Genomic DNA, 14,121 nt, shown 5'->3' with positions numbered 1-14,121 from the left:
GACGGAAAATGAAGGATCGCAAAAAGGATCCGTAATCCCGCGCGCGGCCAGCGCTGGCGCGGGGAGCCGTTCCCCTCCCTCCGTCGTTCACCTGCATGGTTTTCCACACATAAAGCGGGCAGGCGAGGCGGGGTCTTGACTGCGCGCGCTGGGTGCTGAGGGGCCACCGCCCCGGGGCGTCAGGGCGCTGAACGCCAGGCAAAACAAAGCCCCCTCGGTGAGGGGGCCTCTCTTACGCCGTTTTAGCGACTCATAAGGTCCTTGTAACTCTAGCCTCGCCTATGCCGCCTGCCCTGTCAGATCTGACAGTCGGTAGGGATTGAACCGGATCACCTCCTCCCCCGCCCAGTCATTGAGCGCCAGCAGGCTGGCCTTGATGCTGTCTATCTCGTTGATGTCGAACACCTGGGCGGCCTTGGTCACATCGCCAAAGCCGCCGGTGCTGTTGGGCATGACCCCCATCAACTGGGGCGGTACCCGGTGGCTGGCCAGCTGGTCATCACGGCTCACGTTCTTGATGCTGAGGAAGTCATCCTTGGCGGCCACCTCGGCCACCGGGATCAGCTTGACCCCGTCCTTGCTGCCGCCCGGGGTGTAGAGCAAGAGGTTGCGGAAGTTGCCGGGGCCCTTGCTCTGGCGCAGGGCTTCTTTAAGGTCCTTGATGTCCTGCTCATTCTGCGTTGGGTCTGTGATGTGCATGATGAAGCCCGCGTGGCTGCCGTTCTCGTAGTAGCGGCGGCGGAACAGGGTGGCCGACTCGTTGAGCAGGGTGGAGTTGAGCCCGCCGACATAGTCGGGGATGCCGTAGATCTCCTGGTTGATGTCGGCCTCCATCACATGGCCCACCCGGCCAGTGGGCAGGGCCTGCTCCTGGCCGGGTTGGGCAATCCACCAATACTGGTTGAGATCCAGCGCGCGCCGGGTGTACTTGGCGCGCAGGTGGTCATAGCGCAGCACCCCGCCGAGCCGGTTCTGCACCGCCTGCAGGTAGCCGTTGCCGAAGATGAGGTAGTCCAGCACCAAGCCGGTGAAGGCGGCCAGGCTCAATTTCGGGTGCGGGATGAAGCAGGAGCGCAGGATGTTGCGCTTTACCTGGATGGCCGAGGCGTGATGCACCCCGGCCCGATAGACCCGTGACAAGCCATTGAGAGAAAGGGGCGGCTCGTACCAGCGGCCGTTGTGCATGGCCTCCAGGTAGTCGAACACTTCCCGTTGCGATAAGACGGGCACCGGCTCGCCAAAGCTGAACGCCTCGATGGCCGCGCCGGGTTTCTGGGTCGCCGTCATCGGCGAGGTATGGCGCTGTGGGCGGCGCTTTCTCATGAGAAAATCTCCATCATGCTGGTATTGGCACCGGTGGCACCTGCCAGCGGCTCATGTAACAGGGCTTGCATGGTTGCCCAGGCAATGTCGGCGTGGCTGGTTTCGTCGGAGCGGCTCGCCTCAAAGGTCGGCAGCTTGCCGCCCGCGGTCACGGCGCGGCGGATGCTCATGAAGGCCTGGGCGAGATCAGTCATCCCACTGTCAAATTCCAGCCGCCCCTTGTTCATCACATCCTGGGCCTTCATCACCATCTGGATTTTCACGCTCGGGTTGTACTGGATGGCGGTCACTGCCGGGTAGAACTGCTTCACCAACTGGTAAACCCCCTCCCCGATCCCGGTGGTGTCGATGCCGATGTAACCGACGTTGTAGCGCTCGCACATGGCCTTGATGGCCCGCGCCTGGGCGTCGAAGTCCATCCCGCTCCAGCGGTGGCGCTCCAGCACCCGGAACTTGCCGCCCGGTACCGCCGGCGGGGCCAGCACGGCGCAGCCTGCGCTATCCCCCTGCCCGCCCTTCGCCGGGTCATATCCGATCCACACCGAGCGGTTGCCCAGGGGGCGCAGGGCAAAGGGCTTGTAGTCGTCCCACAGCTCCCAACTGTCGACCATGCATCGCTGCAGGGTGGCGAGCGGGAACACGCTCGAGGTGTCGTCCATGAATTCGCACATCAGCAGGTTGCGGAAGCGCTCCTCGGAATACTCACTGTGCAGTTGGGCCATGTCGAACAGGTCGCAGCCGCCGCGCACCGCATCTTCCACGGTGACGATCTGGCGCCATTGACCATCGCCACCGAGCTTGCCGTCCATCAGGTCGGCGTGGCTCAAGTCAAACTTGATCTGGTCGGCCTTGGGCCTGCCCTTGTTGAACTCCTCACCCGACCAGAATTTGTATGCCGGATGGGAGAGGCTGGAGGGGGTGGAGAAGTAGGTCTGACGCCACTTCTTGTGCATCGCCATCCCGCTGGCCACGTTGCGAAAATCCGCAAAGCCATGGATCCAGAAGTATTCGTCCATGTAGATGTTGCCATGGTAGCCCTGCGCGGTGCGGGCGTTGGTGCCGAGGAAGTAGAGGTGCGCCCCGTTCGGCAGCACCATGGGGTCGCCCTTGAGCTCCACCCCTTCTGCGTTGGCAAACTGGATGATGTACTGCTTGAAGATGTGGGCCTGTGATTTGCTGGCCGACAGGAAAATCTGGTTGCGCCCCGTGACCAGGGCGTCGATGAAGGCCTCGAAGGCAAAGAAGTAGGTCGCCCCAATCTGGCGCGATTTGAGCAGGTTGCGCCGCCGATACTGCTTGCCCGCCTCATACCAGACCCGCTGGTAATCGAACATGGTGGACTCGAAGCGCTCGATCAGCCGCTCCTGCTGTTCGGGCTCCACCACGTTGCGCTCGGGGGCCTTCTTCGGCCCCCTGTTACGGTTCGCCACCTTGGGGTTGAGGTCGGCCTCGTTGCCGCCCTTGCTGTATTTATTGACCCGGGCGATGCGCTCCAACTGCCTGCCCAGCAGGTCTATCTCCTTGAAGTCGCCGCCGGTTTTCACCTCCTTGGCGATCAGCTGGCACATCCGTGCCTCGATGGCGAAGTCGACCCGGTCAATGGGTTTGATGTCATCCCAACCGTCGCGGGATTTCCAGGTGCCGACCGTCCCCTCGGGGGTCGCCAGCAGCTCCGCAATGGCTCGGATCTTGTACCCCTGAAAGTACAGGTGCATGGCCTGCCTGCGGGGCTCGATATGGGGGAAGAGTAAGGGTGCTGTCATGGCGCCAGTCTACCCAGCCGCTACTGCTCCAAACGCCCCCGCGCCAATGTGCCAGCGCCGCACACACTGGCCGCCGATTGCACGATCCCGCCGCTCACCCAGACCATAACCGCGACATCACCACCCAATCACCAAAGGGATCCCAGCCCATGGCAAAGTCCAAATTTTTCCGTGTTGCCGTAGAAGGGGGCACAACCGATGGCCGCGCCATCACCCGCGAATGGCTTGAGCAGATGGCCCAGCGCTACAACCAGTCCACCTACGGCGCCCGGGTCAATATGGAGCACATCCGGGGCATTGACCCCAACGGCCTGTTCAAGATGTACGGCGACATCACCGCCGCCAAGACCGAAGAGGTCACCATCGAAGGCGAGCAGCGCCTGGCCCTGTTCGTGCAGATTGACCCGACCCCAGAGCTGGTCGAGCTGAACAAGAAGCGCCAGAAGGTGTTCACCTCGGTCGAGATCCACCCCAACCTGAACGAAAAGGGCGCCTACCTGATGGGGCTGGCGATCACCGATTCCCCCGCCAGCCTGGGGACCGACATGCTCCAGTTCTGCGCAGGTGCAGGCGACAAATCGCCGTTGGCCTCCCGCAAGCAGCACAAGGAGTGCCTGTTCACCGAAGCGCTGGAAACCGTCATCGAATTCGAAAGTGAACAGGAGAAAGGCCCCTCCCTTGCCGAGCGCATCACCGCGCTGTTCTCCAGCCACAAGAAGCAATCCACCGCCGATTTCAGCGATGTGCACCAGGCCGTCGAGACCGTCGCGAAAGAGGTCACCACCCTCGATGCCGACCTGCAGAAGAAGTTCACCGAGCAGGCCCAGACCCTCACCGAGCTGACCAACAAGCAGGACGCCACCGCCAAGGCGCTGGCCGACCTCACCGCCAAGCTGGAGGGCCAGGAAGCGTTCAACCAGCAACGCCCGCCCGCCACCGGTGGCGATGGCACCTCCATTCAAACCGACTGCTAAGGACCATGCCCAATGCGTAACGAAACCCGCCAGAAGTTCAACGAGTTCACCAACCAGGTGGCCAAACTCAACGCTATCACCAGCGCCATGGTGCAGTTCAACGTGCAGCCCAGCGTCCAGCAGACCCTGGAAACCAAAATGCAGGAGTCGGTCGCCTTCCTCGGCATGATCAGCGTCATCCCTGTCGATGAGATGAAAGGCCAAAAGGTCGGTATCGGCATCACCAGCACCATCGCCGGTCGCACCAACACCGACACCAAAGACCGCCAGCCCAACAGCCCGCACGGTCTCTACGACCAGAGCTACGAATGCGCCCAGACCAACTTCGACACCCAGATTGGCTACGGCCAGATCGACGCCTGGGCCAAGTTCCCCGACTTCCAGACCCGTGTCCGTGACGCCATCCTCACCCGTCAGGGGCTGGACCGCATCATGATCGGCTGGCATGGCACCAAAGCCGCCGCCGACACCGACCGCAACGCCAACCCCCTGCTGCAAGACGTCAACATCGGCTGGCTGCAACACATCCGCACCGACGCCCCGGCCCAGGTCATGAGCGAAGGCACCGAGGGCAGCGGCCAGATCTACATCGATGCCACCGACGGTGATTACAAAAACATCGACGCCCTGGTATACGACGTTGTGAACGAGCTGATCAAACCCTGGTATCAGGACGATACCGACCTGGTGGTCATCTGCGGCCGCAAGATGCTCTCCGACAAATACTTCCCCATCATCAACGATGCGGGCGACAACCAGAACAAACTGGCTGGTCAGGTGCTGGTGAGCCAGAAGCAGATCGGCGGCCTCAAGGCTGTGCGCGTCCCCTTCTTCCCCGAAGACAAGCTGCTCATCACCAAGCTCAGCAACCTCTCCATCTACTGGCAGACCGGCGCCCGCCGTCGTTACATCGAAGACGAGCCCAAGCGCAACCGCATCGTCAACTACGAAAGCACCAACGACGCTTACGTGGTCGAGGACTACGACTGCGCCGCCCTGGTCGAAAACATCGTCATCGGGCCGAACCCGGCCCCTGGCGAGTAAGGGGGTGGCATGACTCCCGCCCGCCGCCACCGCGAAAGAGCACTGGCCGCCCTGCAAGGGGCGGCCAATCCCCAATTCGACCAGGCCCGCGCCAACGCCTACGAACTCCAGCTGATGCAGTTGGCCGAACACCGCCGCACTCTCAAGGGCATCCAGAGCATCGAGCGCAAGATCGACGCCAAGCGCACCATGCTGGGCGTCTACAAGCCGTGGATTGATGGCCTGCTGGCAGCCGACCGGGGCGGACAAGATGACGTCCTCGTCACCGTCATGCTCTGGACCCTCGACACCGGCGATCTCGAAGGGGCCTTCAACATGGCCGATTACGTGATCCGCCACGGCCTCAGTACCCCCGATCGCTACGAGCGCACCGCCGCCACCCTGATCGCCGAAGAGGTGGCCGACACCAGCATCAAGCTGCAAGAGGCAGGCGCGGGCCCCAGTTATGGCCTGCTATGCGCTTACCTCGAGCTGCTGACCCATTGCGACATCTTCGACCAGGTGCGCGCCAAGCTTCACAAGGCCGTGGGCCGCGCCGCCCTGGCTGAAGGGTTCAAGGATCAGGCCGCCCAGCACTACCGCCGCGCCCTCGAACTGCACGACAAGGTGGGCATCAAGAAAGAGCTCGAAGTGCTCGAGCGCGAACTGAAAAAAGAACAGCAGCCCGACGCCACTGGCGGCGGCAGCTAACCGAGCGAACCCCGCACCCTGGGCGGCTCGGGCCTGACGAATGCGTTTCGCATACCAGACGGCCCGACCACCGCCCAACAAGCGGAAAAGGAGCACCATGAGCACCGGATTCATTGCCAATGCCCCCACGTCGCCAGCCGAAGGGGAGATAGACTCCAGCCCCTTCTGGCCGGCGATCTCGCTGCCTGACCTGCGTGACACCGTCCGGCTCGATGGCACCGTCACCACGGCCCGCCTCAAGCATGCCGTGATCGACGCCATCACCAGCGTCAACCGGGATCTGGCTGACTGGCGCCGCGCCCGCGAGGCAGAAGGAGTCACCACCCTGGCCGCCGTACCGGGCGAGGTCATCAATGGCGAATCGGCGTACCTGCACAGCTACCGACGCGCCGTCTTTGCCATGACCCGCGCCAACCTGCTGGAGCGTTACGCCGACTACAGCGCCACCGGTGATGGCGTCAAAGGGGCCGATGCCAAAATCATCAGCTCTGACGACCTCTACCGCGACGCCCGCTTTGCCATTCGCGACATCCTCGGCACCACCCACAACACGGTGGCGCTCATCTGATGGAGCTGCGCAGCCAACAGGGTGACACCCTCGACATCATCCTGTTCCGGCACTACGGCTACACCGCAGGCATCACCGAGCAGGTGCTCGCACTCAACCCCGGTTTGGCCGCGCTCGGCCCCATCCTCCCGACCGGAACCCTCATCACAATGCCAGCGGCCCCCACCCAGGCCGAGCAGCCGCTGATCCAGCTATGGGACTGACCATGAGCCGCCTCGACGACGAACTCGAACGACTGGCCGACATCAGCGAGCAGCAACTCGCTGCCCGCATCCACGCCGCCCGCATCAGTGGCACCGGCCCGCACTACTGCATCGACTGCGAAAACACCATCCCGCAGGCGCGCCGTGAAGCGATCCGGGGCTGCGAACGCTGCGCCGAGTGCCAGACCATCCACGAATTTCAAACCGCTCGCCACTACGGCGGCAAACGATAGGAGAGCAAGATGCCAGAACCGATTTCATCCAGTGCAGCAACCAGCACCCTGAGCGCCTTGGCGTTGCTGTCCCTCTTCCCGGGCGTAGACCCCGGCGTCCTGCTCGGTGCATTCGCCGGGGCGCTGGTGTTCATCGCCACCACCGCCGAGCTGGGCAACCTGCGCAAAGCGGGCCTGTTCGTTGCCGCCTTCGTGGCGGGGGCACTGGCGGCGCCGCTGGTTGCCGCCATGCTGGCCAGCGTACTGCCACTCAGCGTCGAGGTCCCCAGGGCTGTCGGCGCAATGCTCGCCTCGGCGCTGGCCGTCCACCTGTTGCAGTGGATCCTGCGCAAAACGCCGGAAGACCTGCTCAAACTCCGCAAAGGGGGCTGATATGCACCAACAGGACAGTAAAGCCTTCTCCGGGGTCTTGTGGCTTGTGGGACTCCTGAAAGTTGTTGAGAAATCAGCGTGGCAATGGGCTGCAGTCTGCTTGTTGTTGATGTTGGTTGAATTTGTGAGAGGCGCACCGTTCAACCCGCTGAACTCCTTCGTAACGTCGGTCGTTTGCGCATTGGCTTGCGCATTCGTAATTGAACTACCGCGAGTGGTAATCCGGTTCATCAAATGGGCTCGGCGTAAGCGCCAAGCCTGCAAAGGGGGCTGACATGCTGACCATCCTCTACGCCATGATCTGCACCGCGATCGCCATGCGCATCGCCACCTTCAACCGCAACGGGGGCGACTATCGCCCCCTCCCTGCCGTGCTGGCCTGGCTGCTCACCTTCGCCGCCGGTTCCGTGCCCCTGCGTGCCCTGATCGGGGCACTGCCCGCTCCTGACCCCGCCGCCGTCCTGTTGGCCTCTGTCGTACTCACCGCCCTGATCGGCTCCCGCGGATCCGTCATGCGCCTACTGCCGCGCCGTCGTCAGCAACCGACCACCGCCAGCCACCTGAACGGGAGGTTTCAACCATGAGCCTGAAAAATGGGGATACCGGCGCCGCCGTCGCCGACCTGCAGCGTCGCCTGACCAAAGCCGGTTATCCGCTCGATCCGGATGGCTGGTTTGGCGATGCCACCGAGCGCGCCCTGCTCGCCTTTCAGCGGGACTACATGATCACCGCCATCGGCCAGGCTGGCCCCCGCACCATGGCCGCCCTGCTCGGCAGCGAGCGGGGCAACCAGTTGCGCATCGGCGACATGCAGGCTGGCGCTGACCTGCTGGGCCTGCCGCTGGCCACCATGGCCACCGTCGCCCAGGTCGAGAGCATCGGCGAGGGGTTCACCACCGACATGCGCCCGGTGGTGCTGTTCGAGCGGCATGTGTTCTACAAGCAGCTCACCCAGCACCTGGGCAAGGCCGCCGCCGACCAGATGGCCGCCCATTACCCCAACCTGGTCAACCCCAAGCGCGGCGGCTATGCGGGCGGGGCGGCCGAGTGGGAGCGGCTGCAACTCGCCATCAGCCTGCACCGGGATGCCGCCATCGAGTCGGCCAGTTGGGGGATGTTCCAGATCATGGGCTTCCACTGGCAGGCGCTGGGCTTTGCCTCGGCCAGCGACTGGCAGACCGCCATGCAGCGCAGCGAAGTGGACCACCTCACCGCCCTGTGCCGCTTCATCCAGCAAGATCCCGCCATGCACAAGGCCCTGCAGGGTCGCAAGTGGGCAGATTTTGCCCGCCGTTACAACGGCCCGGCTTACAAGGACAACGACTACGACACCAAGCTCGCCAAGGCATACAGCCACTTTGCCAAGGTCTATCCGGTGAAGGAGGTGGCGGATGTGGCGTAGCCTGCTGCGCTCCCCCCTCACCTGGTTGCTGCTGGCCCTGGCCGTTGCCTTGGCTGGCTGGGGCTGGTCGGCCCGCTCCGCCGCCAAGGCTGAGGGCAAAGTCTCCACCCTGCAAAGCGACCTCAAGGCCGCCAACGACAAGGCCGTCGAGGCCGAGCGGCGGGAGAAGATCAAAGACGGGGCCATCGACACCCTCACCGGCGAACTGGATGCCCAGGCAACCGCCGCCGCCACGCTGCAGCGCCAGTTTGGCGATCTGACCATCACGGCCGCCACCCGGGCCGACACCATCAAGAGGCTCAAACGTGAAAATGCTGAACTCAAGGAGTGGGCTGATCGCCCTCTGCCTGATCCTGTTGTCAGGCTGCTCCAGCGCCCCGCCCTCACCGGCGCCGCAGATTATCAGGCTCACCTGTCCCGCCCCGGCGCCCTGCCAACTGCCGGCAGCCAGCCCGAACAATAACGGCGACCTCATGGATCAACTGACCCAGACCGAGGCCGCCTGGGCCACCTGCGCCGCCCAGGTCGACAGCCTTATAGCCTGCCAGCAACGACACCAGAACGGGAGGGAACATGGAAAAACCAAAACAAATCCGTGAGGTGCTGACCCGCTGCGTGCCCCACCTCAAGACCAACCCGGACAAGCTGCACATCTTCATCGCCCCGGGCAATGTCGAAAGCACCGGCGCCCGCTCGCTCTCGTTCGAGTGGCAATACCCCCTCACCATCGGCATCGAAGACTTTGCCGGGCACCCTGACCAGATCATGGTGCCGCTGCTGGCCTGGCTGCGCCAACACCAGCCCGAGCTGATGACCAACGACGAGCGGCGCAAGGAGGGCATCACCTTCGAGGCGGAATACCTCGCGAGCGACCTGATGGACCTCATCATCACCGTCAAGCTGACCGAGCGGGTCAGGGTGTGGCAGAACGAACAGGGAATTGGTTGGGAGCACCTGCCGGAGCCACCGGAAGACCCCTATGACGGCATCACCTGGGAACTCTTTATCAACGGGGAGCCTCAGCCATGGCCGCCGACGACCTGAGCCGCCTGACCCATTGGGCCGATGGCCTGCTGGCCAGCATGGAGCCCGCCGCCCGCCGTCAGTTGGCGAGCGAGATGGCCCGCACCTTGCGCGCAAGCCAAGTCCAGCGGATCCGCGCCAACCGCCAGCCCGATGGCAGCCCCATGGCCCCGCGCAAGCCACAGCCCAAGCTGAAGCAAGGCCGGGGGCGCCTTCGCCGCAAGATGTTCTTCAAAATCAGCAACCCCGCCTGGCTCAAGGCCCGCGCCAGCGAACAACAGGCGGTGGTGGAGTTTGTCGGCACCGCCAACCGCCTTGCCACCATTCACCAATACGGCCTCAAAGACCGCATAAAGGGCCGCGAGATCCGCTATCCGGCGCGGGAACTGCTGGGCATCACCAACCTGGAGGTGGAAAAGCTGGAGGAGATGTTATTAGCCCATTTGACCATATAACTGATAGAAACTTTGCTCGATAAAACAAAGTTTTAGCTGGACAAAGCATCATGACTTAACGATTCTATTGGCATTTTATTCCTAATGCTTGCTCATGGGCATGAGTGTTTTTACATTTGTTTCACAAGCATTATCAAATAATTAAGGAGAGCGATAAGATGTCAGTAACGAGCCATGGCGAGTCTAAAACAAGGGGTTTTCTTTCTTTACCATTAGTTCGCGACCTATTAGTAATAGGCTTGTTGATGGTCATCGTATGGAAGCTACTTAGTGCAGAAGTAAAAATAGACTTGGCCAGCTTTTCATTCAATGATTTCTTAGCATTGGTATTGGCCTTGTTTTCTGTAGCACTATCTGTTGCCTTCTATTTTAAAGCCAATGAAGCCAGCAATCAGTTTTATGATAATACATATAAATTTACCAAAGACATGTCTGAGATTCTGGGGCGTATTGAAGCTGGATTTGGGGAGAAGCTTCGCCATCTGGATGAAGGTTATTCAGGTGTACGTGACCGCCTTGATAGAATTCCTCATTATGGGGCGACCCCCTCGGAGGTCAAGAGTGAAGAGGAGGAGATTAAACGAAAAGAACAAGAGCAAAGAGCACTCATTGAAGAACTTGCAGAAAAAGCAAAGCTAGCTGAGCATGAGAAAAAAGAACTTTTTGCTAACTTAGAGGCAAAACATGAAGAACTAGAAAAGGCAAAAAATGAGTTGCGAATAATGCAAGGGGATCGAAACAATTCTTTTAGAGAGCCAGATCAAAACACAGTTATAAATTATATCGCCCAGGTATTAAGAAATTACATTTCAAATAATCTAGATAAAAATGAAAATAGAAGGTTAACTCGCAGCCTAGTTGAAAGAATTTTCTTGGAAAACCGTCAAAATATTGCAGATCAAGCTATTATTGACATGAAAAGCCTAGATCTCCTTGATGACTATGAAAATCTTACCCCAAGAGCTTCCGCCATGATTCTTCATCGATTGCTTATTACGAGACGAGATATTTAAAACAGTTTAAAACTCTTACATACAATCAATTTACCACTCTAAGGAAAGTTGTTGGTAAATTTTTTTCGAAAGATGTTAGAGTATAAGACCCCCTATATTTTTTCATTTAACCGTATAATTATTCGATAAACAAACATCCCCTGCCCGGCTTGAAGTCGCTACCCTGCTGCTGGTGTTGTGTGCGGTCGGGCGGGTTTGTGTCGATTGGTGGTTGATTGGTTGCGGTTGGTTGCGCGATACTGCGCGGGCAACGGCAAAATCCGTTGCCGGGATTGGTCTCCCGACAGCATCACAGCGCACAACACGCGCCAGCGTGTTTTTTTGTGCAGCCCAGTAGTACCCGCAATCTCAGTTATGACGGGCTGGGCAGGAGCTCCTTCGGGGGCGCCGGATCCCTGTGATGCCCGGTAAGACCAATCCTGTCCAGTTCGTCACCAGTAAGATTGGTCTCTTCGGTGGCGATTCACTGCATCACAGGAATCACACTATGAACAGCATCAACAGTTTTACCCCTGCCGAGATCATCAGCCTTCATCAAGGCCAACCTGTCACCACCTCCCTCAAAGTTGCCGATCTCTTTGGCAAGCGTCATGACGACGTGTTGAAGAAGATCCGCAACCTCGAATGCAGCTCAGATTTTCATCTCCGCAATTTTGCGGAGATGTCCCAAGAGGTCGAAATTGGAAACGGAGCAAAGCGTTCTTCCCGTTTCTACGAGATGACCAAAGACGGCTTTATCTTTGTGGTGATGGGCTTCACCGGCGCCAAGGCAGCGGCGACTAAAGAGGTCTATATCAATGCCTTCAACTGGATGGCCGAGCAGCTTGCCGCCACCCAGCGCCCGCAACCGGCAATCAGTCTGACAGATGACGAACTTTGCACCCTGACCTGGTGCTGGCGCGCCGCCGACCGGATGATGGAGGCCGCCCGCAGCATCTACCCCCTGCTTGAGGTCGCCGAACACCGTGACGCCGGCCGCTACTACTCCATCATCCATGAGTACCCCTACACCCTGAACCAGGCCCGCAAGATCCTGGCCGACCGCACCCGCCATATCCAACCCAACACCCACGGCGACACCGACTGGCCCAAGCTGATCCCTCACCTGCGCCGCGATCAGCTGACCATCGGTTGGTGTAGATAACAAGCAAAGTCCTAAACGTGGTGAATAAACCCTCAAGCCCAGCATGCTTGCTGGGCTTGAGTTCCTCTTGAAAGTAAAAAATATATATTCAATATTTAAAATGAAAATTATATTCTTTTCTCCGAGTCACTAGACAACGGCTTGTAGATACGTGATTATTATGAACATATCAAACAACTCCGTATTAGCTGTTTGATATCCACGATCGCGAACTAAGATAAAATACCGAGGAGAACAATTTTGTCACTACAAGACCTGCCATCTTTCATAGGTCCAGTTATCGCAGCCACCATAGCAGGCTGCATATCCTTTATTGTCACTGTTTTATCAAAAGATCAGAAGACTTCTGAATTTAGGCAGGCATGGATTGATTCATTACGCGATGAAATATCTGAGCTTTTATCATCCCTGCACATTATGTCAGAAGTGGTGAACACTAAAAGAGAAGATAATGAAGATGAAAAAGAAATAATGCGATATCTTTATGATAAGCATGATGAGTTTGTAAAAATAAACACGCTTCACATAAAAATAAAACTTCGTTTAAATACTAAAGAGCACAAGGATATTCTATTAATGCTCACGCAATTGGATGAGATGCAATTTGCGACATCCTCGAGTGGTGAAGTTGGAAATATAATGGAGAAAATAACTACCGAAAGCCAGCGAATTCTTAAGAAAGAATGGAATAGAGTAAAAGCTGGTGAGTTGTCGTTTAGATTTTTGAAATGGGGTTCACTATCAATTTTTCTAGCAGCAGCCTTACATGCCATTCTATTTTTTAGTGAGCACTTAACAATTACATACACGCTATAGCAGAGCTGAAATAACTTGTATCCAACAAAACAGTTTTAGTGACCACCTAATACCCCTTTACAGCCAAACTGGCTAACTAATAAGGGCTTCCCCTGCCATTGTGAAACGGCGTTACACAATGGCACTTGCTCGCCTTCCCGGCCATTGCCCAAAACAATGGCCCCATGCAACCGACCCCGACTGAACTCCAACGCCTGATCGACAACCTGATCCGCATCGGCACCGTGACCGCCGTGCGATCCGGGGAGTGTCGCGTCAAGACCGGCGCCCTTGAAACCAACTGGCGGCCCTACGCAGCAGCGCGGGCCGGGAAGAATCGCACCCGCCATCGCCTCTCCATCGGTGAGCAGGTGCTGGTGCTCTCGGTCAGCGGCGATCTGCGCAATGCCTACATCGTCGGCCCCATCAACTGCATCGCCTTCCCCGAACCGATGGCGGACGATGACAATCCGGATCTCGACCGCACCGAATACAGCGATGGCGCCGTCATCGAATACAACCCGGCCACCGGGGCGCTCAACGCCAGCGGCATCAAGACCGCCACCCTATCGGCCTCCGTCACCGTCAAACTCATCACCCCCCTGGTGGAATGCACCCAGGCGCTCAAAGTCGGTTCGACCATCGAGGCGGGCGGTAAGATCACTGCCCCCAGCGCCAAGATTGGCGGCATCGAGGTGACCACCCACAAGCACAGTGGCGTCAGCACCGGCAGCGGCACCTCCGGGGGCCCGCAATGAACTGGCTCGGCATGAATGCAGCCACCGGCCGCGCCATCAGCGCCACCGACCACATCGTGCAGTCGGTGCGCGACATCCTCATCACCCCGGTGGGTTCGCGCGTCATGCGCCGCGACTACGGTAGCGAGCTTTTTTACCTCATCGACCAGCCCCAGCATCAGGCCACCCGCCTGCGCCTGATGGCCGCCACCGTGCAGGCCCTCATCAACTGGGAACCCCGCATCACCATCACCCGGGTCGATGTGCTGGGCGGCGGCATGGATGGTGCCCTCACCGTCGAGCTCACCTGGCAGCGCAAGGACGGCGGCGCGCCGGAGTCTGCCTCTATCGCCATCCCCACAGGAGCCGCCAATTGAGCAAC

The 14,121-nt window shown here is 59.3% G+C and carries 20 protein-coding genes; 18 read left to right on the top strand and 2 right to left on the bottom strand.

The genetic code is table 11. The features are described 5' to 3' along the window. Window positions 1-279: 279 nt before the first annotated feature. Together ACB037_RS07055 and ACB037_RS07050 are read right to left on the bottom strand one after the other, a co-directional pair. Window positions 280-1,323, bottom strand: coding sequence for a phage portal protein (locus ACB037_RS07055; RefSeq protein ID WP_127464658.1), 1,044 nt, complete (start codon window positions 1,321-1,323; stop codon window positions 280-282). After that, window positions 1,320-3,086: a terminase ATPase subunit family protein gene (locus ACB037_RS07050; RefSeq protein WP_371175082.1), complete on the bottom strand. Its 1,767-nt coding sequence runs from the start codon at window positions 3,084-3,086 to the stop codon at window positions 1,320-1,322. Before ACB037_RS07050 ends, ACB037_RS07055 begins: the two co-directional genes overlap by 4 nt. A gap of 149 nt (window positions 3,087-3,235) precedes the next feature. On the opposite strand from ACB037_RS07050, the gene ACB037_RS07045 reads away from it, so the two are divergent. The 18 genes from ACB037_RS07045 to ACB037_RS06960 all read left to right on the top strand — a co-directional run bounded on the left by ACB037_RS07045 (window position 3,236) and on the right by ACB037_RS06960 (window position 14,116). Next, window positions 3,236-4,060: a GPO family capsid scaffolding protein gene (locus ACB037_RS07045; protein WP_201926218.1), complete on the top strand. Its 825-nt coding sequence runs from the start codon at window positions 3,236-3,238 to the stop codon at window positions 4,058-4,060. 12 nt (window positions 4,061-4,072) lie between these two features. Continuing rightward, window positions 4,073-5,104 (top strand): phage major capsid protein, P2 family, encoded by a 1,032-nt coding sequence (locus tag ACB037_RS07040; protein ID WP_371175081.1) that lies wholly within the window; start codon window positions 4,073-4,075, stop codon window positions 5,102-5,104. Between the two features lie 9 nt (window positions 5,105-5,113). After that, complete coding sequence (gene gpM / locus ACB037_RS07035; protein ID WP_371175080.1) at window positions 5,114-5,794, top strand: phage terminase small subunit; 681 nt, start codon at window positions 5,114-5,116, stop codon at window positions 5,792-5,794. Window positions 5,795-5,891: 97 nt separating this feature from the next. Beyond that, window positions 5,892-6,362 (top strand): head completion/stabilization protein, encoded by a 471-nt coding sequence (locus ACB037_RS07030; protein ID WP_371175079.1) that lies wholly within the window; start codon window positions 5,892-5,894, stop codon window positions 6,360-6,362. Then, window positions 6,362-6,565, top strand: a complete 204-nt coding sequence (locus ACB037_RS07025) for a tail protein X (protein WP_371175078.1) — start codon at window positions 6,362-6,364, stop codon at window positions 6,563-6,565. The genes ACB037_RS07030 and ACB037_RS07025 overlap by 1 nt, the downstream gene beginning before the upstream one ends. Before the next feature lie 2 nt (window positions 6,566-6,567). Beyond that, entirely contained in the window at window positions 6,568-6,798 is a 231-nt protein-coding gene (locus ACB037_RS07020; RefSeq protein ID WP_319858997.1) for a TraR/DksA C4-type zinc finger protein, read from the top strand. A 9-nt stretch (window positions 6,799-6,807) separates the two neighbouring features. Further along, on the top strand, window positions 6,808-7,170 hold the full coding sequence (locus ACB037_RS07015) for a putative holin (RefSeq protein WP_041214915.1): 363 nt from the start codon (window positions 6,808-6,810) through the stop codon (window positions 7,168-7,170). A 275-nt stretch (window positions 7,171-7,445) separates the two neighbouring features. Further along, complete coding sequence (locus ACB037_RS07010) at window positions 7,446-7,754, top strand: phage holin family protein (protein ID WP_167824643.1); 309 nt, start codon at window positions 7,446-7,448, stop codon at window positions 7,752-7,754. Continuing rightward, window positions 7,751-8,572 (top strand): N-acetylmuramidase domain-containing protein, encoded by an 822-nt coding sequence (locus ACB037_RS07005; RefSeq protein WP_371175077.1) that lies wholly within the window; start codon window positions 7,751-7,753, stop codon window positions 8,570-8,572. Before ACB037_RS07010 ends, ACB037_RS07005 begins: the two co-directional genes overlap by 4 nt. Further along, window positions 8,562-9,035 carry an Rz-like lysis system protein LysB gene (lysB, locus tag ACB037_RS07000; protein WP_371175076.1) on the top strand — a complete coding sequence of 158 codons (474 nt, stop codon included), beginning with the start codon at window positions 8,562-8,564 and terminating at the stop codon, window positions 9,033-9,035. The genes ACB037_RS07005 and lysB overlap by 11 nt, the downstream gene beginning before the upstream one ends. Continuing rightward, window positions 8,929-9,171 carry an Rz1-like lysis system protein LysC gene (lysC, locus tag ACB037_RS06995; RefSeq protein ID WP_322129988.1) on the top strand — a complete coding sequence of 81 codons (243 nt, stop codon included), beginning with the start codon at window positions 8,929-8,931 and terminating at the stop codon, window positions 9,169-9,171. The genes lysB and lysC overlap by 107 nt, the downstream gene beginning before the upstream one ends. Beyond that, window positions 9,146-9,616, top strand: coding sequence for a phage tail protein (locus tag ACB037_RS06990; protein ID WP_167824640.1), 471 nt, complete (start codon window positions 9,146-9,148; stop codon window positions 9,614-9,616). Before lysC ends, ACB037_RS06990 begins: the two co-directional genes overlap by 26 nt. Beyond that, the gene (locus ACB037_RS06985; RefSeq protein ID WP_371175075.1) at window positions 9,598-10,050 is read left to right on the top strand and encodes a phage virion morphogenesis protein; all 453 of its coding nucleotides are present in this window, start codon (window positions 9,598-9,600) and stop codon (window positions 10,048-10,050) included. Before ACB037_RS06990 ends, ACB037_RS06985 begins: the two co-directional genes overlap by 19 nt. 158 nt (window positions 10,051-10,208) lie before the next feature. Continuing rightward, window positions 10,209-11,063 (top strand): hypothetical protein, encoded by an 855-nt coding sequence (locus ACB037_RS06980; RefSeq protein WP_371175074.1) that lies wholly within the window; start codon window positions 10,209-10,211, stop codon window positions 11,061-11,063. Between the two features lie 487 nt (window positions 11,064-11,550). Then, window positions 11,551-12,207: a Rha family transcriptional regulator gene (locus tag ACB037_RS06975; RefSeq protein WP_371175073.1), complete on the top strand. Its 657-nt coding sequence runs from the start codon at window positions 11,551-11,553 to the stop codon at window positions 12,205-12,207. 240 nt (window positions 12,208-12,447) lie between these two features. Then, the gene (locus ACB037_RS06970; protein ID WP_268030429.1) at window positions 12,448-13,023 is read left to right on the top strand and encodes a hypothetical protein; all 576 of its coding nucleotides are present in this window, start codon (window positions 12,448-12,450) and stop codon (window positions 13,021-13,023) included. Window positions 13,024-13,187: 164 nt separating this feature from the next. Next, window positions 13,188-13,760, top strand: coding sequence for a phage baseplate assembly protein V (locus ACB037_RS06965; RefSeq protein WP_371175072.1), 573 nt, complete (start codon window positions 13,188-13,190; stop codon window positions 13,758-13,760). Next, the gene (locus ACB037_RS06960; RefSeq protein WP_371175071.1) at window positions 13,757-14,116 is read left to right on the top strand and encodes a GPW/gp25 family protein; all 360 of its coding nucleotides are present in this window, start codon (window positions 13,757-13,759) and stop codon (window positions 14,114-14,116) included. The genes ACB037_RS06965 and ACB037_RS06960 overlap by 4 nt, the downstream gene beginning before the upstream one ends. Window positions 14,117-14,121: the final 5 nt, after the last annotated feature.

Origin of the sequence: Aeromonas sp. S19(2024) (assembly GCF_041402625.1) — a bacterium.
In the GTDB taxonomy this organism is placed as follows: Bacteria; Pseudomonadota; Gammaproteobacteria; order Enterobacterales; family Aeromonadaceae; genus Aeromonas; species Aeromonas caviae.
The sequence above is the reverse complement of the archived record's forward strand: the minus strand, read 5'-3'. Positions and strand labels throughout refer to the sequence as shown.

Excerpts from the sequence above, each read along its gene's own strand:
- ACB037_RS07010 (WP_167824643.1), top strand. The coding sequence starts at position 7,446 with ATGCTGACCATCCTCTACGCCATGATCTGCACCGCGATCGCCATGCGC.
- ACB037_RS07030 (WP_371175079.1), top strand. The coding sequence starts at position 5,892 with ATGAGCACCGGATTCATTGCCAATGCCCCCACGTCGCCAGCCGAAGGG.
- ACB037_RS06975 (WP_371175073.1), top strand. The coding sequence starts at position 11,551 with ATGAACAGCATCAACAGTTTTACCCCTGCCGAGATCATCAGCCTTCAT.
- ACB037_RS07020 (WP_319858997.1), top strand. The coding sequence starts at position 6,568 with ATGAGCCGCCTCGACGACGAACTCGAACGACTGGCCGACATCAGCGAG.
- ACB037_RS06965 (WP_371175072.1), top strand. The coding sequence starts at position 13,188 with ATGCAACCGACCCCGACTGAACTCCAACGCCTGATCGACAACCTGATC.
- ACB037_RS07045 (WP_201926218.1), top strand. The coding sequence starts at position 3,236 with ATGGCAAAGTCCAAATTTTTCCGTGTTGCCGTAGAAGGGGGCACAACC.
- ACB037_RS06985 (WP_371175075.1), top strand. The coding sequence starts at position 9,598 with ATGGCCGCCGACGACCTGAGCCGCCTGACCCATTGGGCCGATGGCCTG.
- ACB037_RS06980 (WP_371175074.1), top strand. The coding sequence starts at position 10,209 with ATGTCAGTAACGAGCCATGGCGAGTCTAAAACAAGGGGTTTTCTTTCT.
- gpM (WP_371175080.1), top strand. The coding sequence starts at position 5,114 with ATGACTCCCGCCCGCCGCCACCGCGAAAGAGCACTGGCCGCCCTGCAA.
- ACB037_RS07015 (WP_041214915.1), top strand. The coding sequence starts at position 6,808 with ATGCCAGAACCGATTTCATCCAGTGCAGCAACCAGCACCCTGAGCGCC.
- ACB037_RS06990 (WP_167824640.1), top strand. The coding sequence starts at position 9,146 with ATGGAAAAACCAAAACAAATCCGTGAGGTGCTGACCCGCTGCGTGCCC.
- ACB037_RS06960 (WP_371175071.1), top strand. The coding sequence starts at position 13,757 with ATGAACTGGCTCGGCATGAATGCAGCCACCGGCCGCGCCATCAGCGCC.
- ACB037_RS07025 (WP_371175078.1), top strand. The coding sequence starts at position 6,362 with ATGGAGCTGCGCAGCCAACAGGGTGACACCCTCGACATCATCCTGTTC.
- lysB (WP_371175076.1), top strand. The coding sequence starts at position 8,562 with ATGTGGCGTAGCCTGCTGCGCTCCCCCCTCACCTGGTTGCTGCTGGCC.
- ACB037_RS07050 (WP_371175082.1), bottom strand. The coding sequence starts at position 3,086 with ATGACAGCACCCTTACTCTTCCCCCATATCGAGCCCCGCAGGCAGGCC.
- ACB037_RS07005 (WP_371175077.1), top strand. The coding sequence starts at position 7,751 with ATGAGCCTGAAAAATGGGGATACCGGCGCCGCCGTCGCCGACCTGCAG.
- ACB037_RS07040 (WP_371175081.1), top strand. The coding sequence starts at position 4,073 with ATGCGTAACGAAACCCGCCAGAAGTTCAACGAGTTCACCAACCAGGTG.
- ACB037_RS07055 (WP_127464658.1), bottom strand. The coding sequence starts at position 1,323 with ATGAGAAAGCGCCGCCCACAGCGCCATACCTCGCCGATGACGGCGACC.